A 21,303-nucleotide genomic window follows, 5' to 3' on the forward strand; every position below is an offset into this window, starting at 1 on the left:
AAGGTTACCTGTATGAAAATATTTTCTATTCTGGTTTTTATGTTATTTAGTGCAAATGCATTTTCTGGTGCTAACACCAGTTTTACCCAGACTGGAGTTATCAGTGAAGAATCAGGCCATTCAAATACTATAATAATTAATGACACCGCCTATCGGATAGATAGTAATACAAATGTTCATGCATTGGTTCGTCATGGTGAGTTAGGTCCTCAGCTTCCTGCAGGCGAACTAATCGGTTTCAATACAAAAAATGAAGAAAATAGTGAGCTGCCATATGTCACTGAAATTTGGTTACTCAATGCTAATTAACAGGAACTGAGAACATGAACACTACTCCTCAGAGAGGTTTTACGCTAATTGAGTTGATGATAACGGTTGCGATCATTGCTATTATTGCTGCAATTGCTTACCCATCCTACCTGGAGCAAGTTAGAGAGACTCGTAGATCGAATGCACAGGCTGATTTACTTGAACTGGTAAGTTTTATGGAAAGATATTATGGGGAAAACTTCACTTATGCAGGTGCCAATTTACCTTTCATAAATTCACCAAAGCAAGGTAACAGTTTTTATAACTTAAGTTTCACGGCCGCACCATCCGCCACAGCTTATACAATCCAGGCAGCTCCTACAGGGGGGCAAGCAGCTGATCGTTGCGGAACAATGACGATTAACCATAATAATCAAAGAACACCAGCTAATGATTGTTGGTAACTTAGTAAGTTAGCAAGAAGTTTAACCCCATAAAAAAACCCGCGTTATGCGGGTCTTTTATGTATAGAGTTAACTAGTTAACTATCAACATTCACATGACCATCCTGTACGAGCTTGTTAATAATCTCAGCCTGTTGCGTTGAAGTATCAAATCCACCAAGCCCCATATCAGCAAGAGTCGTACCTTGCAAAGTAATAGTTTGTTTGACGTCGCCACCAGCACCCTCGGGCTTGAGCTCGATAACGGTATCAACACCATTATCTTCAATATGAATATAATCAGCTAAATCCCCGGACTCTTCACCAACAAGAATATCTGCAAAATCAAGTACATCACCTTGCTCAACATTAAAATCAGTAACGGTATCCTGGGCGGAGATATTGGAAAGATTAAACTCATCCCCTGCCTGCCATACAAATAAATCAGCCCCATCTCCACCTGTCAGAATATCATTACCAGCTCCACCAATAATGACATCATCTTGATCGGTACCAATCAATTCATTATTTCCACGTCCATCTTTGATAATATTAGGTTCGCCAGAATCAGGGTTTTCCAAAACCGCATCACCTGAAGTAATAACCGCCTTAACAGTATCACTTTCATTGCCAGCCGCATCAGTCACGGAATATTGGAATTCACTATCAGGAATTTCACTTACGGTCACTTTTTGGATGTAGTAATCACTACTGTCTGATGTAGACTTTTTACCATCAACATAATTAGTAGCAGTAAATTCAAGTGAATCAAATATTACACCATCAGGCAGGGTAAAAGTCGCATTACCTGAGGATCCAGCAGGATCAACGGTCAAATTATTCTTTGCCAGAGAAAAATCTACCGGTTCTCCGTTCAGTAATGGATTACCGTTCGCTGTGGTAAATGTCCAAACACCAACTGACTCACCATTCAAAAAAGCTTCGACTTGCCCAACCTCTTTTTCATTGGCAATAAGTCTACTGACAGTTATGGTGGCTGCTAATGATGGATTCTCAAATCTCATTGTTATTTTTTCTGAGGCTCCACCTCGGTGTTCCAGCTGATTTGGTACAATTGTCCCTCCAGCAACGCCAATGCCATCTGAATCAAATGCAATTTTAGCAGACTGACCATTAAGATTAGTCGCTTCAAGAGTAACCCCCTCCCAGGCTGAACTCCCTGTTTTAATACCGCCATAGGATTTCGATGTTAGTTCTGAGTTAAACTCAGCAAGAGTTGCACTCCAAACAATCGAATCGCTTGAATTAAATGTATTGCCTTCATTCAATTCAACCCAATTATCACCATTTTTTATAAAAAGCTGACCGAAACTAGGCGGTGCCTTTAACGTAAAAAGCAATCCTGCCAAGTCGGTTTCATTATCATTCCCCCCCAGGGATGCAATATCCTCAAACGTACTAGGATTGGACTTATCTTCACCGCTATCAACAAAACCATCCACAGAAAATTGTTTAAATACATAAGCATCTTGGGGTAATTCTATTTCAGTCTGACTTGCAAACTCATAACTGGTTAAAACAGGATCCGCAACTGGCTTAAGATCATCTGGCTGATTAGGATCTGTTGGATCTGTTGGATCTGTTGGAATAATGGGATCCAAATCATCCGACTCATCAACTAAAAACTCAAACGGTGGAGGATCAGGGAAAGCAATACCCGGCCCTGTTGTTTCAAAACCTGAATCAGGTGTAATTCGTGGAGCAAGGTAATCTACAACAACCGCTTCGCTGCCACCTTCACTGGTGGGCTGTGCGCCTGGACCAGCAGCAGTAGGATCAGCAACTTGTGTTGGATCTTCACCTGCGAGTAAAGCCTGTTGAATGGCGTCTATATCATCGACCACATCAGCTGCCGGTGGTGTATCAGCTTCTGCAACATCCAATTCAAATGCTTCACTGTCGAGAACAGCTTGAGAATTACGTCCCAGATCCATTACCCCGCCATCTGGAAATTCAATTTCGATAGCACCGGCAATACCCGTGGTAATAATTTCGTTGGGATAAACTTTGTCACCAACTTGTAAATTTCTCACAGTACCGTCGACTGCTGTGGCAGTTGCAGTGCCAATTAAGGCTGAAATAATTCCGGCTTCTGTGGCCATAAAATTCTTCTCCGATGAAATGCTGCTTCCCAAGGCCAACAAAAACCACTTGTGACCATATTTGCAGATAGTCTCCCATGACTACACAAAGCTATCTACTGTACATTGGTACTAAAAAAACAAATATTTTAAAAAATTTATTTTTTTGTTAAGCAAAATTCCAGCCAGATAAAATTAATTCTTGTCCAGGTTTGATTATTGCCCCATATCACCTGCAGCGAAATGATTCAGCATATCGGCGACCAGACGTCTTGGTAACCATGCCTCACCATCATGTACGGCTCGAATAGCTTTGACTAACTTGTCATGCTGTGATGGTGTGATGTAACCCCGTGCTCTGAAGCCAGTTGCTTTGAGTTGATTAAAATCCGGTGTTTTATCCGACATAATCAGGGTCTGATTATGTTCGTAATTTGTCGCCAGAACCAAACATAGAATATCGGCATTAATCCGTTCATTGTTTTGTTCCAACACGGTAATATCAGCTTCAGCAGCGATTATTGCCAAAACTGCTGTATCAACAGTTTCTGGGTCGATAACGGTAATCTTTAAGTCATCATGTTCAGCCAGATTAATTAAACTGGCTATTGTTCGACCAATCAAAACTACGTTAATCACGCGTAGACCTTCAGAATCGTATTGATGAGTTGCCATTGTTGTTCCCATCCCTGAAGCGGTGACTGACGAAATCCACTACGAACAAACTGTTGAAGTCTTCCTTCAACAATACTGAGTAATAAGTTAGCCGTTTCATTCACTGGCCGTCCGCCAGCTTGAGTCAAGGTTAACTCGCGTTCCCGCAGAATTTGTCGGAATTGCGTCTCCAATCGGTCAAAAAATTGACTCACGCGATGACGAAGCCGTTCTGTTTCACCAGTTAACGCTGTTCCAACGAGGACACTGCTAATACCTGGATTTTTGGCACTAAACCCCAGCATTAATGCCATAATTTTTTCACATCGAGAGACCGCATTATCATCTTCATCAACAATTCTACGGATCAAGCCAAAAACGGTATCTTCGGAAAATTCGATAAGCCCCTCAAACATTCTCGCCTTACTGGGAAAATGGCGGTACAAAGCCGCTTCAGATACTCCGAGGCTTTCAGCCAATTGCGCTGTTGTGATTCGCTGTCCGGGATGTTTTTCAAGTTGCGTCGCCAAAGCTTCCAATATCGCTTGATGACGCGACTGTTTATTCTGCGCGCGCGTTGATTGTTGCTCAGTCATCGACCGCCTCCACGAATAAGCGTACCAACGCCCTCATCCGTAAACATTTCCAGTAATACCGCATGCTGTACACGACCATCGATGATGTGTGAGCTGGTCACCCCCGCCTGAACGGCATCTAACGCGCAGCCAATTTTAGGTAACATTCCGCCATAAATGACACCCGAGGCAATCAAATCATTGACTTGTTTCGCATTCAGACCAGTAAGCAACGTCCCGTCAGCATCTAGCAGTCCGGGCGTGTTTGTCAATAGGATCAGTTTTTCTGCCTGCAACACTTCAGCAATTTTACCAGCAACAAGATCGGCATTAATGTTGTAGGACTGTCCATCCTGCCCCACCCCGATAGGTGCAATTACAGGAATGAAGTCACTGTGAATCAACATATCAATCACGCTGGTATCAATACTGGTTACGCGGCCTACATAGCCCAAATCAATCATTTCCGGTGCATCAACGCCAAGTTCTTCCTGTGAAGCAAATTTCATCTTTTCAGCAAATATCAGACTACCGTCTTTCCCCGTCAAGCCGACAGCTCGTCCACCATGGTTATTGATCAGATTAACAATGCTTTTGTTCACTTGGCCGCCGAGCACCATTTCAACAATATCCATGGTCTCGTTGTCTGTGACCCGCATACCATTAATAAATTCGGACTCTTTTCCGATCTTTGCCAAAAGCTGGCCTATTTGCGGACCACCACCATGAACAATGACAGGATTAATACCAACAGCTTTCAACAACACAACATCGCGGGCAAAACTGTTTTTCAACGTTTCATCAATCATGGCATTACCACCATATTTGATGACCAGTGTCTTACCGGAAAAACGTTGGATATAAGGCAACGCTTCAGTCAGAACCTGAGCAATATGTGACGCTTTTTGTGTATTCAAACTCATTAAAAATTTCTTCCTTGTCCCGCACAGTCTGTTTAGTGCAAGCTTTTTTTATTGTTTTTGCTTATGCAAAATAACGACCAACTATAATTCGTTTTTGTCGTTAACAGCGTAAGATTAAAAATTAAGACTTAGATTAGGTTTCACCTGCAGCATCTGCTGAATAAATTGCTGTTTTATCTGTTCCAGATCTTCTTCAGTTTCTGCTTCAAATCGCAACGTGAGACCGGGAACAGTATTTGATGCTCTAACAAGTCCCCAGCCATTGCTAAAATTCACCCGCACACCATCAATGGTGATAACTTCGCCATCATCGAACTGTGCATTTTGTGTAAATTGTGTCATAAACCGACGGCATTCTGCTGTATCTAAATCAATTAAAATTTCTGGAGTGCTAACACTTTGCGGTTGTGCAGCAAAGATTTCTGTTGCGCCACGACGTTGTGGATCATCGGCAATCAGCGCCAGCAGGCGGCAGGCGGCAAATAAAGCATCATCAAAACCATACCAGTTATCGGCAAAAAAGATATGTCCACTCAGCTCACCCGCTAATTTTGCCTCATGTTTGAGCATTTCGGCCCGTATTAATGAATGGCCCGAAGCGCACATCATTGCCTTACCACCTGTCTTGGTAATAACCTGCCTCAACAAGCCCGTACTTTTGACATCATAAACAATGGTCGAACCTTTATGGCGTTTCAGAATATCGCTGGCAAACAACATCAGCAAACGATCCGGCCAGATAATTTCACCCTCTCCGTCAACCACTCCCAGTCTATCGCCATCTCCATCAAACGCCAGTCCAATATCAAGATGTTTCTCACGAACCAGTTTAGAAATATCCTGCATATTTTGCGGTTGGGCCGGGTTGGGATGATGATTGGGAAAGTGACCATCAACTTTGCAAAACAGTTCATGCACCTCACAGCCTAATGCGGTTAGCAACTGCGGAACCACTTTACCAGCAATACCATTTCCACAATCCACACCGACTTTTAGCGGGCGGGATAAAGGAACAGTCTGTTTTACTTTTTCAATATAACTAGCAATGATATCTGCCTGTCGTAACTGGCCCTCCCCACTATAAAGTCGAGAATGCTGTATACGATGATAAATGCCCTGAATAGCATCACCAGACAATGTTTTGTCATTGATAACAATTTTCAGACCATTGTAGCCCTGTGGATTATGACTGCCCGTCACTACTACGCCACAATGTGTCCGCATGTGCTGCGAGGCAAAATAAACAAGAGGGGTTGGTACCGCTCCAATATCAGTAACATCACAACCACTGGCCAGAATACCTTCGATTAATGCATCACTGAAACTCTCACTGGAAAGCCGACCATCCCGCCCGACGATAATCCGGGTCTGCTCCTGATGCTGTGCCTCCGTACCTATGGCAAGCCCCAAGACCCGCATAATGGGTTCACTTAATTGGGTGCCGACAATACCCCGAATATCATAGGCCTTAAAAATAACCGGTTTAATATCTACTGGCCTGACTCTATCTACTGACTCGGTTTTACTCACTTTGGGAGCGGCTGCGCGTATTACCGCAGGAGGCGGCGTATTATCGATATTAACTTCATTTTCTGTATATTCTACTGGCCGTGGGCGTGCTCCAATTTGCGCCTGTTTTTTTGGTTTTAACGTACTGAACCGGTTTATCACCAGCCAGCATAAGGCACAAACAATAATGGCTAACATGAGCAATGCAGGCCAGGCTGCTGTTTTAGCCACCCCTTCAGCAGGCCAGAATGCCAGGCGCCAGTAAGCTCCGGGTAATGCCTGAGTAAAAACAGGACTGGAATGCTGAGCTTTACCATCGCCTTGTTCGATCAAAGTCAGCCAGTTTTGGGCCCCTTGCTGTAATGCCAGACTACCTGTACCAATCGATAAATAACGTTCACGCAGCTTATCCTCCAGCTCAGTCATTTGCAGGCTAAGCACCAGATAGCCTGCTGCATCCAGCTTCTTGGTCAGTAAAATATGCGCCTGGGGCGTATTTGGCTGCATAACAGCAATATCAGCCATACCTTGCATGTCTGCCTGGCGCAGACTATTAATAGTGCCAAAACTGACCGGAATACACGCGTCGGATGTTGGAGCAGCAGGTATAAAGGAAATAACACATGAGGTTGATGCATCAGGCCAGCCAAAAGCTACCGGGTCCTGTGCATTTTCCGCCGACATCTCGTTAAAACGTTGCTGCCAGTCTTGTAGCATATCGATCATACCGGATGCAGCGAGCGCCAGCTTTTCCGTTTGTGTCTGGTTGAATGCTTCTGAAGCTGACTGCTGTTGGTAATCATTAATCCGGATTGCTGCTGCCACCCCGGAAAGAACAATCAAAATCAACAGCAGAATGGCCAGCGAACTCAGCCTTCGGCGAAATAGCTTCAGATTTTGCAGTTTCAGCAGCACGGTTGTGCTCAGCTTCTGCCAGTATGGCCGAAGCCGCCGCTACCACGTTCACTGGCAGTAAACTCGGTGACCTGCTCAAATCCTACTTGCACTACTGGGACGAACAGCATTTGTGCAATACGCTCCCCCACTACGATTTCAAAGGGCGTATCCCCCCGATTCCAACAGGATACAAAAATTTGTCCCTGATAGTCGCTGTCGATAAGGCCCACCAGATTACCTAATACAATGCCGTGTTTATGTCCAAGGCCTGAGCGCGGCAAAATCATCGCAGCCAGAGCGGGATCATCAATATGAATGGCAATTCCGGTCGGTATTAGAATGGTTTCGCCAGGACGTAATATCAGATTTTCATCCAGGCAGGCCCTCAGGTCCATTCCGGCAGAACCCTCGGTGGCATAGTCCGGCAGTTCAATCGATTTGCCCAGTCTCGGATCGAGAATCTTAAATTGAATTTTTTGCATGATAACGCTCTGTTATTAATGTTATGAGTTCGCGTGCAATTTCAAGTTTCGGAGCTTCAGCCAAGGACTTATGCCCACCTTCCCAGAAAATTTCCAGCGCATTGTTATCCTGACCAAAAGCCAGTCCATCCCCCACTTGGTTCGCTGCGATCAAATCCAAACGTTTTTGCTGTAATTTATGTTGTGCATATTGTTGCAAATCATCTGTCTCAGCAGCAAAACCAACGACCAGCTCCGGCCGCTCATCGGCATTGGCAACCGATGTAATAATATCGGGATTCAAACGAAGTTGCAGTGATAAATCATCATCAGCCGTTTTTTTTAATTTAGCTGAAGCAGGATGCGTGGGACGATAATCTGCTACTGCTGCACAACCGATATAAATTGCCGTACCAGCTAAGTTTTGCATAACAGCGTCAAACATTTGTTGAGCCGTTTCAACCATTATACGGCTGCAACCAGACGGGGCTTCCAAAGCCACCGGCCCAGATATCAGGGTGACCTTTGCACCCATCTCAACGGCTGCTTGCGCCAGGGAATAGCCCATTTTCCCTGAGCTGCGATTAGCAATAAAGCGAACCGGATCAATTGGTTCATGCGTAGGTCCTGCAGTAATGACTACCTGTTTTCCTGTCAGAGGACCGGTCTGCAACTTGCGGCTCAGATGCATCACAATATTTTCAACAGCCATTAAGCGACCTTCGCCCTGTTCCCCACAGGCCTGATCACCGCTTTCAGGACCAATAAATTCCACACCGCGTTGTTTTAGCCGTTGGCAGTTTTGCTGGGTTGCGATATGTGACCACATCTTATTATTCATTGCCGGTGCCACCATCAACGGTGCTTCAGAGGCAAGACATACCGTGGAAATCAAATCATCCGCCAGGCCATGAGCCAGTTTCGCCAGACAGTCAGCGGTTGCGGGAGCAATCAGGATCCAGTCTGCCCAACGCGCCAATTTAATATGACCCATTGCAGCTTCTTCATCAGCATCAAAGAAATTCAATGACACGGGATTACCACTGACCGTTTGCAGCGTAAGTGGCGTAATAAACTGCGTTCCACCATCACTCATCATTACCCTTACTTCAGCACCGTATTCTTTTAATCTTCGAATTAAATCTGCTGACTTATAGGCTGCAATACTGCCGGTAACGCCAAGAAGAATACGTTTTCCCTGAAAAGCATTTGTCTCAATCATGCTGTATTTTTGCCTATGGCTAAATCACGTAAACTTAAGTCATCCAACACAGCATTCTGTGCTTCATTAATTTCAGAAAAGAATGCTTCAATACTGGGCTCAGTGTGTTGCTGTAATGTTGAAATACCCACTTCCTCGGCACTACGTAAACAAAACAAAATTTCACTGACTAAAATTTTGCTGACATCGCCGGCCATAGTAAAGGAATCTTTATCTCCAGCCACCTCTACGATAAAGCCACCTTCCTCCAAAATGTCCAATAATTCCTCTAAATTTTCACTACTTAACGTGGTGAGCTTCTCCAGTTCCGAAAGGCTGTATGCCGGCTTTTTTTCACAAAAGCGACGGGCAATAATAGTCATTAACCACAAGCCCTTTTTCTCACGTAATCGTGGACTCAAAACCAGGGTTTTTCCGCCCATCAATACAAATCTTGGATGCTGAAGATAAAAAGCTACCTGAGATCCGGTCAATAAAATATACCAGCCAAGATAAAGCCAGATCATAAAGAAAAATAAAATCGCAAAACTGGAATAGATTGCCGTGTAATTGGATGATGAAGCTACAAAAGTCGCAAACAAAGTTCCCAGTCCAATCCATAGTGCTCCGGCCACCATTGCACCACCCAGAGCCGGCCCAAGTTTCACTTTGGTATTAGGAATGAAGGTATAGAGAAAGGTAAAGGCGAGCACAATCATAAAATAGGGTAACAATTTGCTGAGTATCAGTAGCAATGTTCCAAATGGTTCGATTGATTGTAAGGTCGAGACCACATCATTATCCATCACCGTTGCGGCAATTCCTAAAGCGGAGAAGACCAATACCGGCCCGATCATCACAACGCTCATGTAATCAGTGAATCGACGTGCAAACGACCTTGATCTTTTGACCCGCCACACAAAATTAAAAGCACTTTCAACTTTCTGTACCAAAGCAATAATTGTGTAAAACAACATGCCTAAACCAATCGAACCCAGCACGCCGACTTTGACGTTTTCTACAAACCCAATAATGCTGGAAGTCATTTCCCCGGCTTTTTCACCCAGGGGTGCCATGAAGTTCAGCAGTACGGGTTCTATTTGGTTATGTACTCCAAAAGCCTTGAGCACTGAAAAAGCAACTGCAATTAACGGGACTAAAGATAACAAGGTGGTAAACACCAGACTCATTGCCCGCAGGTTTAATTCTCCGGTCGACAGTTGCCTCGCCATCACATAAACCACACGGCCCGCGTGCCGTGTCAAACGTTTTAGTTTGCTGGCACTTTCAGTCGTTTCCTGCCAAAGCTGAACCTGGAAAAAATGTTTTAACTTGTCTATATAGTCTTTCATGTTGGTTATCATCCTGATGACAGGTTTGTCCATTAAACTGGATTATCAATGTCAATGAAATAGTGTTGCAGGCCGAATTTCAGAGCAACATGCTCTCCCAAGGCTTTAACCCCATAACGCTCAGTGGCATGGTGTCCTGCTGCAATGTAATGAATTCCAAGTTCTCTGGCCAAATGTGTTGTCTGCTCTGAAGCTTCTCCACTAATAAAGGCATCCAGACCTGACTCTGCTGCCTGCTGAATATAACCTTGTGCAGCACCTGTGCACCAGCCAACTGTTTTTATTAAACGATCATGACCGGCAATAATGGTCGGTTTTCGATCCAGTTGACAGGCAATATGGGATGAAAATTCTTCTAAGGTTTGGGGTGTTGTTAGCTTCCCTCGGAAACCGATGGCGGGTTCTCCGGTACCGGCAATAAAACCATCCATTTCTATATTCAGTATTTTTGCCAGTTGTACATTATTGCCAAACTCGGCATGGGCGTCCAAGGGCAGATGATAGCCTATAAGATTGATGCCATTATTGATTAACATTTTCAAACGTTGATATTTAATGCCGGTCACTGCGGGAGCTTCACCACGCCAGAAATACCCATGATGCACTATAAGTGCATCAGCATTATGCTCCACAGCCGCCTCTAACAAAGCCTGACTTGCCGTTACGCCGGTCACCAGAATATTCACCTCTGGTTTACCTTCAACCTGTAAACCATTCGGACAATAGTCCTGAAATCTCGATACTTCCAATTGCTCATCAATATAGGCGATCAGCTCTGTTCGGGTTATCATCCAAATTACTCCACAAAAACTCCAGGGTCTGATGATCTTTCAGACCCACCACTATAACAAACAGGAGTCACTAAATGGATGCTGTGAGTATTATTGCACTGAGTATGGGTGCCGCCTGGGCCAGTGGAATCAATTTATATGCTGCCGTATTTATGCTGGGTTATATGGGCACAACAGGCCATATGGTTTTGCCGACAGAGTTGCAGGTTCTCAGTGACCCGCTGGTGATGACAGCCGCAGCAGTAATGTATTGTGTGGAATTTTTCGCTGATAAAGTGCCAGGCGTCGATACCGGCTGGGATACTCTGCATACCTTTATCCGTATTCCGGCTGGTGCCATGTTGGCGGCAAGTGCAGTTGGAGATGTCAGCCCGGCAATCGAATTAACAGCAGGTCTGCTGGGCGGAAGCCTTGCTGCCGCAACTCATGCCACTAAAGCCGGCAGTCGATTAATGATCAATACCTCACCAGAACCTTTCAGCAACTGGACAGCCTCAATAACCGAAGACTTGCTGGTGATTGCCGGTTTGTGGACGGCCCTCACTCATCCACTGTGGTTTCTTGCGGCACTGTTTATTTTCATCGTGTTAATGATTTGGTTGCTACCGCGTTTATGGCGTTTAATCAAAACGGTCTTACAATACATTGGAAGCTGGCTGGGGTGGTGTGAAAAACCGCAAACGGCGAAAACAGCAACAAGTGACCAATCCGCTGAATCCATAGAGATTAAATCTGTATCCGATAAATCCGAACACTAACGACGGCGATAGACCACACCATGCGGCGTGCGTTGCAAATCAAATGCATCGGTATAACCACTAATCGTTTCCGAGGCACCTAAAAACAGATAGCCACCCGGGTTTAATGCCTGGGCCAGGCGGGTAAGTATGTCTGTCTTGCGTTGCATCGAAAAATAAATCAACACATTACGGCACAGGATGACATCAAACCGACCCAATCCGGTATAGCTTTGCAACAGATTCTGTTCCCTGAACTGCACCCGTTGTTTAACTTCATCGACAATTTGCCAGCGACCTTCAAACGGTTTGAAAAACTGCTGTCGTCTTGCAGGGGAAATACCTCTTATCAGCGCATGTTCTTCATAAACACCGCGCCTTGCCAGTGCCAGCATGCTGTTGGAAATATCTGTGGCAATGATTTGGGTGCTTTTAAGTTTGCTATCCGGCTTTTTACGAATATATTCATTGAGGATCATACTGATGGTATAAGGTTCCTGCCCCGAAGAGCAGGCTGCTGACCAGATTCTGCAGGGAGCTGTAACCCGCGTTTCCAAATCAGCCAACGTCATTTTTTCAAATACTTCAAATGGCCCGCCATCCCTGAACCAAGAGGTTTCATTTGTCGTCATCGCATCGATAACCGCGTCTCGCAAGTGACGCGGGTGGCCACGCTGTATGGCATTTAACAGATCGGCAACTGACGGAATATTTTCATCCCGTAACAGCTTGGTCAGACGGCTGACAATTAAATATTGTTTGCCATCACCCAAAACAATGCCGCAGGCCTGTTCCAAAAAAAGTCGAAACCGTTCGTAATCGGTCTGACTAATATCATTTCCTTGTAACATACCTGAGTTTTGCCCACCTTAATTGTTTCGTTCTATAACATTTAGCGGTCAATATGCTTAAATGTTTAGCCGTTATAATTTAACCATACTCTGATTGCTTATATGCCAAAAAACAAGCCCAACATAATCCGCCGTAATATTTTGATTACTGGATGTTCAAGTGGCATCGGTTTGGAAGCTGCCAGGATATTACATCGGCGGGGGCATAATGTGATTGCGACTGTCAGAAAACCTGTCGATCAAATTATGCTTTCACAAGCAGGCATCAGCAACTTACCTTGCGACCTGACCAACAGTGAATCGATAGGCAGCATGGTTGAGGCAGCAATAAAAGCGTTCGAGGGTAAAGTCGATGTATTATTCAATAATGCTGCCTATGGTCAGCCAGGCGCAGTGGAAGATTTAAGCCGTGATGCGCTTCGTGAACAATTTGAAACCAATGTGTTTGGCACACAGGAACTGACTAATCTGGTGATAAAACAGATGCGCCAACAGGGCTCTGGCAGAATCATCTATAACAGCTCTGTATTAGGGCTCATCGCCTTACCTTATCGGGGCGCATACAACGCCAGTAAATTCGCCATCGAAGGTTTGGCTGATACCTTGCGTTTGGAGTTAAAAGGTACAGGTATTACCATTTCGCTCATTGAACCTGGCCCAATAACCAGTCAGTTCAGGCACAATGCTTTTACCAAATATCAGCAGCATATTAATAAAGATACCAGTGCTCATAAGGCGAGCTATACTGCGATGGAAAAACGCTTGTTAGCACCAGGGCCAGCAGCACCTTTCACCCTTCCAGCCAAAGCAGTAGTTGATAAGTTAGTACATGCCATAGAAGCCGATCGACCAAAGATTCGTTATTACGTTACTTTTCCGACGTATCTGTTTGCGTATCTCAAACGCGTTTTACCTGCCAACGCTCTGGATTGGGTACTGCGCAAAGTTTCTCGTGATGAACAACACTAGGCCTGTGTATCTTTTATAGGCGGCTATGAGAGATAAACAGGCCCTAGTGCACATTATTTTCACTCAGTGATATGCCATAATCGCCGGCATAATGCTTCCCATGGATGAGAGATAAATGGCCAGGATGTCAAAACTTCAATTTCATTGGAAAACAGCCTACAGCATTTTTTTTGGCAGTTGCCTGACCGGCTTCGTCATTCTTAGCCTTATCGGTTATTTAAACTTTCAGCAGGGTCTTTTTGAAAAAACACAGCTGCTGACCATCTATCTCTTCCCCCTTTTATTGATCCTGCTGTTTTCTCTGGCCTTAACGTTATGGGTATTGCGACGTCTATCCCAACCGTTAATTCAGATTGAACAAATATCTCTGGCACTTCCCTTATTATCGGCAAAAAAATATCAGCAGGCACGCCAGCTTTTATCAGAAACAACTGTCAGCAGTATTGATCAGGAAGTTATTGAGCTGTCGAACCTTACCCATCAGCTGATAAATGTGCTTGATCATCTCGATCAGCACAGGCGGCTGCGCAATCAGCAGGTTCAGATTAAAAATCGTGAGCTGCGAAAAGATCGTGACTTCATAAAAAGCCTGCTTGATACCGCCCAGTTAATCGTTTTAACCATTGATAAAAAATTCGATATTTCTCTGTTTAACGATTATGGCGAACAAATCACCGGCTATAACAAAAACGAAGTTATCAATACCAATGTCGCCAGAATGTTTCCTGCCAGTCATTGGACTGAGGCCAATATCCATTTCAATGAATTGCTGGCCGGTCATCAGCGAATTGCCCAACAAGATGCCGAACTCATTGATAAAACCGGCCTTATCCGTCAGATTTCCTGGTTGCATTCACGCCTTGAACATGACAACCAGCAAGCGGTAATTTTATCGGTTGGCCTGGATATGACCGATAAAAAAGAGGCTGAAAAACGCATTGTCTGGATGGCTGAACATGATCCGCTGACCGACTTATGTAATCGGCGTAAATTTATTGAAGAGTTCGAAAAGTCGCTGCGTATGGCGATTCGGTATCACCACCACAACACACTGTTGTATCTCGATTTGGATCAATTCAAGGACATCAACGATACCAGTGGTCACCGGGCCGGTGACGAACTGTTGATTCTGGTTGCCCGAGCTCTGAAACGGATAACTCGTTTTACTGATCTGGTTGCCAGACTGGGAGGCGATGAGTTCGCCATTTTAATGCCTGAAAGCGATCCCGAAGGTGCCATCACCCTGGCAAAAAAAGTAATCCATGAGCTGAGTACCATTCAGCTCGAATATGGTGCAGTTCACCACAAAGTATCAACCAGCATCGGTATTGTGCATTTCCCGTTACAGGACGCCAGTATTCATGAACTGATGGGGTTTGCTGATCTGGCCATGTACCAAGCCAAAGCTTTTAGTAAGGGCAGTTTCCATACCTTTTCACCTGATGATCGTACTAGAGAGCAACTGCAAGCCCGCGTGTTATGGAAACATCGAATTGAACAGGCTCTGGAGCAGGATCTGTTTGTGTTGTTCTATCAGCCGATTCTCGAATTGCAGACCGACAAAATTGAACATTACGAAGTTTTACTGCGAATGAGGGATCCCGGCACTGGTGAGTTGCGGCTACCCGGGAAATTTATTCAGATTGCTGAACAGGTTGGTTTGATTCAGCAGATAGATCATTACGTTATTTACCACGCCCTGCAACAACTGGGGGCATTGCAAAAGCAGGGAAGAAACGTTTGTTTTGCCATAAACCTTTCTGGATTGGTTATTGATACATCCGTGTTATTGCCGTTGCTGGAAAAGACGATTGCCGAACATCAAGTCAATCCCAATGGCATTATTTTTGAGATCACAGAAACGGTAGCAGTCTCTAATCTGCAGCAAGCCAAAGCCATGATGCAGGCAATAAAAGCTTTAGGCTGTCGGTTTTCCCTAGATGATTTTGGCGTCGGGTTTTCATCATTTAACTATATGCGGGAACTGCCCGTCGATATCATCAAAATTGATGGCATCTTTATTAAAAATCTGGATAAAAATGCCGATGACCAGCTTTTTGTCAAAGCTTTAGTCGATGTCGCCAAAGGGCTTAATCGTCAGACCACTGCTGAGTTTGTCGAAAATGCGGAAATATTAGCGTTGTTAAGAGGCTATGGGGTGGATTTTGCTCAGGGTTATCACATTGGCCGCCCACAACCCGCGTTGCTTGATAGTACGACCTGGTCTGAAACGGTTTCTAAATAAAATTTTATTGATAGTGCGCTTCATGCTTGTGCAACAAGGGCGTCACTTCGAATCATCTTGGTGCAAAAAGCCTCTTCTCAAAACCAAACATAAACATTAACTAATTGATATTAAAGCATTAAGTAAGTCAGGCATAAAACATGCAAACTGCTTACCTGTTTACATCAATTCAATCTGGAGCGTTTATGTCTTATCTCATACCAAGCGAATTTACTAAAAAAATGGTCGATGCCGGTGAATCAAAGCTCAAAATGGCTACCCGGGACGTATTAATTCGATCTTATATGGCAGGGGCTATCTTGACCCTGGCCGTGGCATTTGCTGTGACTGCAGCAGTACAGACCGGTTTGCCAATTGTTGGCGCATTAGTCTTCCCTGTCGGATTTGTTTTACTGAATTTATTGGGCTTTGATTTGCTGACAGGGGTATTTGCATTAGTACCATTAGCCCTTCTGGATAAACGCCGCGGTTGTACCTTTAACGGCATGTTAAAAAACTGGTTACTGGTAGGCATTGGCAATCTGTTCGGTGCATTAACAACAGCACTGTTAGTTGGTATCGCCTGGACCTTTGCATTTACCGCTGAACCAGGCGCAGCTGGTCAGGCCATCGCTAAGGCTGCTGAGGCGCGCACGCTAGGATTTGCAGCGCATGGTGGTGCCGGTTGGTTAACGGTCTTTGTCGCTGGCATTCTGTGTAACTGGATGGTCTCTACCGGCGTGGTTGGTGCGATGCTGTCTAATTCAGTTGCCGGCAAAGTGGTGGCAATGTGGTTGCCTATCGCAGTGTTCTTCGGTCTGGTTTTCGAACATGCCGTCGTCAACATGTTCCTGTTCCCGATGGGTATGTTAATGGGCGCAGATATCACCATTGCTGACTGGTTATTGTGGAACGAAATCCCGGTCATCTTCGGTAATCTGGTCGGCGGTTTGGTACTGACTGGTGGCATGTTGTATGCGACGCATTACAAAACCGGTGCACCTACCGCTGAATTTTCAGAAAAAATGAATTGATTTCCTCGTTGGCCTGGCACCGGGTATTGGTGTCAGGTTTTTTATTCGTACAAAAGATTTTGGAGTGACAATGAATAAACTTGCTATGACGCAAGCCATCATGGTGGCAAAAGAAACTAAAGAACTGACCTGGGAAAAAATCGGTGAAGCCATTGGCATGTCACCGGAATGGACAGCATCAGCCTGTCTTGGAATGAACAGCATGCCGGCCGAAACCGCCAAAAAACTGTGTCAGTCACTGGATTTGGGCACTGAAGTGGAACTGGCTCTGCAGAAATATCCGAACAAGCAATGGGACCAAACGGTTCCTACCGATCCATTGCTCTACCGTCTTTATGAAATGATGTCGGTTTATGGTCCAACCATTAAAGAAATTGTGCATGAAAAATGTGGCGATGGCATTGTCAGTGCCATTGATTTTGCCATGAATATCGAGAAAAAACCGGATCCGAAAGGTGATCGGATTGTCATCACCCTGGATGGTAAATTTCTTCCGTATAAATCCTGGTAAGTCTACTGAATAAAGTCAGGTAAAAAAGTAAGCTGCACTGCCTTGCACAGTGCAGCTTAAATTTTATCTATTAGGACGAGCGTAGACATAAACCAAATAGTAAGCCATTGCTACAAATCCAGCTCCACCGACAATATTTCCCAACGTAACGGGGATAATATTACCCATTAAGCCACCAAAATCCAGTGTGGCCAGCTGCGCGGCATCAAAATGACCGGCAGCCACAATGGCTTGATCAGTTGCGGCTATCATCGCAATTGGAATCATGTACATATTCGCCACGCAATGCTCAAACCCCATCGCCACAAAGCCTGAGATGGGAAATAACACGGCCATCACTTTATCCGTCACACTACGTGATGCGTAGACCATCCAGCTGCCTAGACAGACCAGTACATTACAGAATAATCCGCGGACAAAAGCTTCTGTAGTGGTATGGTCAACTTTGGCAAGACCGGTTTTTATCGCAGTAACACCTACCCCCAGATTGCCATCACTTAAATAGCCGGAGAGATAAACCAGATAAACAGTGACTAAAGCACCGACCAGATTACCAACATAGACAATGCCCCAGTTGCGCATTAAAGATTTAAAACTTACCTGCCCTTTGGCGTAAGCCATCACCACCAGTGTATTTCCGGTAAATAACTCTGCCCCGGCTATCACCACCAGAATAAAGCCCAAGGCAAATACCAGACCACCGACCAGTCTGGCCAGACCATATGCAGCACCGGCGTCCGTCATCACCACTGTGTAGTACATGGCGGCAAACGAGATAAACGCCCCCGCCATTAATGAGAGAATCACCAGTGGGATAATGGACATATTGGCCTTATCCACGCCAACGGTTTTGACTTTTTCCGCGACTTCCGCTGGCGTGAAAGCATCGACAAACTTGCCGAAATCAGACATGAGTAGTTACCTGTGAGAGATAAGGACAAAGTCCGGCATTATATCAGTGACTTGCAACGCTTTGCAGGGATTGTATTCCCAACTTCAGTAATGATTATTTAAGCTCAACAGGTAATACAGGCGAAATAATCTTTAACCAAAGTTCTGAATCATGGTTTCATTAAAATATCGAGTTGGGTAAGTTTTACCCAACTCGATAAATGATTCCCGTTTTAACAGGCTCTGTTACTCTTTCAGCGCCGCTTGTTAGACAAAAAAATAGCCTCAAGCAGAGGTGGCTATGAGAGAACAACAGCATCTAGTGCATCAGCTCACTGGTAAAGGTTAATTCTTCATCCTGCACATCTACCTTGATAACCTGTCCGGCCACAAAGCGACCAGACAATAAAGCCTGGGCTAACGGGTTTTCCAACTCATGCTGAATTACCCGTTTTAAAGGTCTGGCACCATAGACCGGATCAAACCCTGCTTCAGACAGCATATCCAGTGCCGCATCAGATAATTCCAGTCCCATTTCTTTTTCTGCAAGACGTTGCCGCAAGTGTGACAGCTGTATATCGGCAATGGCACGAATTTGTGATTTCTGTAACGGATGAAAGACCACCACATCATCCACACGGTTAATAAATTCCGGACGGAAATGTTGTCCGACAATTTCCATTACCGCATTTTTCATGGCGTCATAATTATCTTCACCCGCCATTTCCTGAATCACATTGGAGCCCAGATTGGAGGTCATCACAATAACGGTATTTCTAAAATCAACTGTTCGACCCTGTCCATCTGTCAGCCGACCGTCATCCAATACCTGCAACAGAATATTAAACACATCCGGATGCGCTTTTTCGACCTCATCCAGCAGGATCACTGAATACGGTTTACGGCGCACCGCTTCCGTCAGATAACCGCCTTCTTCGTAGCCGACATAACCGGGAGGTGCGCCGACCAGACGAGCAACCGAATGTTTTTCCATAAACTCGGACATATCAATTCGTACCATCGCTTCTTCGGTATCAAATAAAAATGTTGCCAGCGATTTGCACAGCTCGGTTTTACCCACACCCGTTGGCCCCAAAAACAGGAATGAACCGTTAGGACGATTGGGATCTGATAAACCAGCACGACTGCGGCGGATGGCATTGGCAACTGAATTGACGGCTTCGTCCTGACCGATAACCCGTTTATGCAAAGCTTCATCCATTTTCAACAGTTTATCGCGTTCACCTTCCAGCATTTTGGACACTGGGATCCCGGTCCATTTGGAAACCACTTCAGCAATTTCCTCTTCGCCGACACGATTTCGTAGCAAGGTGAAGTCCTGCATTTCTGCCTGCGTGGCAATATCCAACTGTTTTTCCAACGCAGGAATACGGCCATATTGCAGTTCAGACATTTTTTCCAGATTACCGCTACGATTGGCGGACTCCAGTTCCAGCCGAGCTTTTTCGAGTTCTTCCTTAATATGCTGACTGCCATGTAAAGCCGCTTTTTCTGATTTCCAGACTTCTTCCAGATCGGTGTATTCGCGGGCCAGTTTTTTCATTTCGGTTTCCAGCGTATCCAAACGTTTTTTGGATGCTTCATCCGATTCTTTCTGTAAGGCAACACGCTCAATTTTAAGTTGAATTAACCTTCTTTCAAGACGGTCCAGCACTTCCGGTTTGGAATCAATTTCCATCCGAATGCGGCTGGCGGCTTCATCAATCAGATCAATGGCTTTATCCGGCAGATTGCGGTCGGTGATATAACGATGCGATAAGGTCGCTGCAGCAACGATGGCTGGATCAGTAATATCTACGCCATGATGCACTTCATAACGCTCACTTAAGCCACGCAGGATAGCGATAGTGGACTCTACACTGGGTTCGCCCACCAGCACTTTCTGAAAGCGACGTTCCAGAGCGGCATCTTTTTCAACATATTGGCGATATTCATCCAGCGTAGTCGCGCCAATACAATGCAACTCACCCCGGGCCAAAGCGGGTTTCAGCATATTACCTGCATCCATTGACCCTTCAGCTTTACCAGCACCGACCATGGTGTGAATTTCATCGATAAACAGAATGATCTGACCTTCCTGTTTAGACAGGTCACTGAGTACAGCTTTTAGACGTTCTTCAAATTCACCACGGAATTTGGCACCAGCAATTAACGAGCCCATATCGAGGGAAAGCACTCGTTTGTTTTTCATGCCTTCAGGCACTTCACCGTTAACAATACGCTGGGCTAAACCTTCAACAATCGCCGTTTTACCGACGCCGGGTTCACCGATCAATACCGGATTGTTTTTGGTACGACGTTGCAAGACCTGGATGGTGCGGCGAATTTCATCATCTCGACCAATGACTGGATCCAGCTTACCACTTTCGGCACGAGCAGTTAGATCAATAGTGTATTTTTCCAGCGCCTGACGCTGTTCTTCGGCATTTTGATCAGTCACGCGTTCGCCCCCACGAATTTTGTCTATCACATTATTAATATTGGTTTTGTTGGCTCCATGTTTACGCAGCAATTCACCTGTCTGGCTTTTATCTTCTACCGCTGCCAACACCAATAGCTCGCTGGAAATAAACTGGTCTTGACGTTGCTGCGCCAATTTATCCGTTTGATTTAATAATCGGTTCAAGTCTGAAGATATGCGGACATCCCCATTACCACCTTCAACTTGGGCAAAACGGTTTAACTGGGCTTCCAGATCAGCCTGATAAGCTGGAACGTTAACACCACTTTGTGCCAATAACGGTTTTACCGTGCCCCCTTGTTGATTTAATAACGCCAACAGTAAGTGTGCCGGTTCTATAATTTGATGATCGCGTCCAACAGCCAGACTTTGTGCGGCGCCAAGTGCTTCCTGGAACTTGCTGGTGAGTTTATCGATTTGCATCGTAATATCCCTGTAAAAAATAAG

General features: G+C 45.0%; 19 protein-coding genes. 7 read left to right on the top strand and 12 right to left on the bottom strand.

What is annotated here, in order from left to right; genetic code table 11:
- Nucleotides 1-12 precede the first annotated feature (12 nt).
- The gene (locus B3S93_RS15165; protein WP_292356194.1) at nucleotides 13-309 is read left to right on the top strand and encodes a hypothetical protein; all 297 of its coding nucleotides are present in this window, start codon (nucleotides 13-15) and stop codon (nucleotides 307-309) included.
- A 14-nt stretch (nucleotides 310-323) separates the two neighbouring features.
- On the top strand, nucleotides 324-713 hold the full coding sequence (locus tag B3S93_RS15170; protein ID WP_292356192.1) for a type IV pilin protein: 390 nt from the start codon (nucleotides 324-326) through the stop codon (nucleotides 711-713).
- 77 nt (nucleotides 714-790) lie between these two features.
- Here the strand turns inward: B3S93_RS15170 and B3S93_RS15175 are convergent, their stop codons facing one another.
- The 9 genes from B3S93_RS15175 to B3S93_RS15215 all read right to left on the bottom strand — a co-directional run bounded on the left by B3S93_RS15175 (nucleotide 791) and on the right by B3S93_RS15215 (nucleotide 11,157).
- The gene (locus B3S93_RS15175; RefSeq protein ID WP_292400915.1) at nucleotides 791-2,815 is read right to left on the bottom strand and encodes a retention module-containing protein; all 2,025 of its coding nucleotides are present in this window, start codon (nucleotides 2,813-2,815) and stop codon (nucleotides 791-793) included.
- 195 nt (nucleotides 2,816-3,010) lie between these two features.
- Nucleotides 3,011-3,469 carry a hypothetical protein gene (locus B3S93_RS15180; RefSeq protein WP_292356187.1) on the bottom strand — a complete coding sequence of 153 codons (459 nt, stop codon included), beginning with the start codon at nucleotides 3,467-3,469 and terminating at the stop codon, nucleotides 3,011-3,013.
- Nucleotides 3,430-4,044: a nucleoid occlusion factor SlmA gene (gene slmA / locus B3S93_RS15185; RefSeq protein WP_292356185.1), complete on the bottom strand. Its 615-nt coding sequence runs from the start codon at nucleotides 4,042-4,044 to the stop codon at nucleotides 3,430-3,432. Before slmA ends, B3S93_RS15180 begins: the two co-directional genes overlap by 40 nt.
- Complete coding sequence (argB, locus tag B3S93_RS15190) at nucleotides 4,041-4,946, bottom strand: acetylglutamate kinase (protein WP_292356183.1); 906 nt, start codon at nucleotides 4,944-4,946, stop codon at nucleotides 4,041-4,043. The genes slmA and argB overlap by 4 nt, the downstream gene beginning before the upstream one ends.
- 114 nt (nucleotides 4,947-5,060) lie before the next feature.
- Entirely contained in the window at nucleotides 5,061-7,370 is a 2,310-nt protein-coding gene (locus tag B3S93_RS15195) for a phosphomannomutase/phosphoglucomutase (protein ID WP_292400917.1), read from the bottom strand.
- 8 nt (nucleotides 7,371-7,378) lie between these two features.
- A complete protein-coding gene (dut, locus tag B3S93_RS15200) occupies nucleotides 7,379-7,834 on the bottom strand; it encodes a dUTP diphosphatase (protein ID WP_349677853.1) in 456 nt (151 codons plus the stop codon).
- Nucleotides 7,815-9,035 carry a bifunctional phosphopantothenoylcysteine decarboxylase/phosphopantothenate--cysteine ligase CoaBC gene (coaBC, locus tag B3S93_RS15205; protein ID WP_292400920.1) on the bottom strand — a complete coding sequence of 407 codons (1,221 nt, stop codon included), beginning with the start codon at nucleotides 9,033-9,035 and terminating at the stop codon, nucleotides 7,815-7,817. The genes dut and coaBC overlap by 20 nt, the downstream gene beginning before the upstream one ends.
- Nucleotides 9,032-10,366: a YihY/virulence factor BrkB family protein gene (locus B3S93_RS15210; protein ID WP_292400923.1), complete on the bottom strand. Its 1,335-nt coding sequence runs from the start codon at nucleotides 10,364-10,366 to the stop codon at nucleotides 9,032-9,034. The genes coaBC and B3S93_RS15210 overlap by 4 nt, the downstream gene beginning before the upstream one ends.
- Before the next feature lie 32 nt (nucleotides 10,367-10,398).
- Nucleotides 10,399-11,157 carry a Nif3-like dinuclear metal center hexameric protein gene (locus B3S93_RS15215; RefSeq protein ID WP_292400926.1) on the bottom strand — a complete coding sequence of 253 codons (759 nt, stop codon included), beginning with the start codon at nucleotides 11,155-11,157 and terminating at the stop codon, nucleotides 10,399-10,401.
- 74 nt (nucleotides 11,158-11,231) lie between these two features.
- Between B3S93_RS15215 and B3S93_RS15220 the strand changes: the two genes are divergently transcribed.
- On the top strand, nucleotides 11,232-11,915 hold the full coding sequence (locus B3S93_RS15220) for a DUF4126 domain-containing protein (protein ID WP_292400929.1): 684 nt from the start codon (nucleotides 11,232-11,234) through the stop codon (nucleotides 11,913-11,915).
- Here the strand turns inward: B3S93_RS15220 and B3S93_RS15225 are convergent.
- Nucleotides 11,912-12,745 carry a CheR family methyltransferase gene (locus B3S93_RS15225; protein ID WP_292356170.1) on the bottom strand — a complete coding sequence of 278 codons (834 nt, stop codon included), beginning with the start codon at nucleotides 12,743-12,745 and terminating at the stop codon, nucleotides 11,912-11,914. The genes B3S93_RS15220 and B3S93_RS15225 overlap by 4 nt on opposite strands.
- 102 nt (nucleotides 12,746-12,847) lie before the next feature.
- Between B3S93_RS15225 and B3S93_RS15230 the strand changes: the two genes are divergently transcribed.
- The 4 genes from B3S93_RS15230 (at nucleotide 12,848) to cynS (ending at nucleotide 17,483) form a co-directional block, all read left to right on the top strand.
- Complete coding sequence (locus B3S93_RS15230) at nucleotides 12,848-13,714, top strand: SDR family NAD(P)-dependent oxidoreductase (RefSeq protein WP_292400933.1); 867 nt, start codon at nucleotides 12,848-12,850, stop codon at nucleotides 13,712-13,714.
- A gap of 115 nt (nucleotides 13,715-13,829) precedes the next feature.
- On the top strand, nucleotides 13,830-15,959 hold the full coding sequence (locus tag B3S93_RS15235; RefSeq protein WP_292400936.1) for a putative bifunctional diguanylate cyclase/phosphodiesterase: 2,130 nt from the start codon (nucleotides 13,830-13,832) through the stop codon (nucleotides 15,957-15,959).
- A 185-nt stretch (nucleotides 15,960-16,144) separates the two neighbouring features.
- Entirely contained in the window at nucleotides 16,145-16,972 is an 828-nt protein-coding gene (locus B3S93_RS15240; protein WP_292400938.1) for a formate/nitrite transporter family protein, read from the top strand.
- Between the two features lie 70 nt (nucleotides 16,973-17,042).
- The gene (cynS, locus tag B3S93_RS15245) at nucleotides 17,043-17,483 is read left to right on the top strand and encodes a cyanase (RefSeq protein WP_292400939.1); all 441 of its coding nucleotides are present in this window, start codon (nucleotides 17,043-17,045) and stop codon (nucleotides 17,481-17,483) included.
- A 63-nt stretch (nucleotides 17,484-17,546) separates the two neighbouring features.
- Here the strand turns inward: cynS and B3S93_RS15250 are convergent, their stop codons facing one another.
- Together B3S93_RS15250 and clpB are read right to left on the bottom strand one after the other, a co-directional pair.
- Complete coding sequence (locus tag B3S93_RS15250) at nucleotides 17,547-18,395, bottom strand: formate/nitrite transporter family protein (protein ID WP_292400944.1); 849 nt, start codon at nucleotides 18,393-18,395, stop codon at nucleotides 17,547-17,549.
- A gap of 298 nt (nucleotides 18,396-18,693) precedes the next feature.
- Complete coding sequence (gene clpB, locus B3S93_RS15255) at nucleotides 18,694-21,279, bottom strand: ATP-dependent chaperone ClpB (RefSeq protein ID WP_292400947.1); 2,586 nt, start codon at nucleotides 21,277-21,279, stop codon at nucleotides 18,694-18,696.
- Nucleotides 21,280-21,303 lie beyond the last annotated feature (24 nt).

The sequence above is a fragment of the Methylophaga sp. UBA3613 genome (assembly GCF_002375415.1).
GTDB lineage: Bacteria > Pseudomonadota > Gammaproteobacteria > Nitrosococcales > Methylophagaceae > Methylophaga.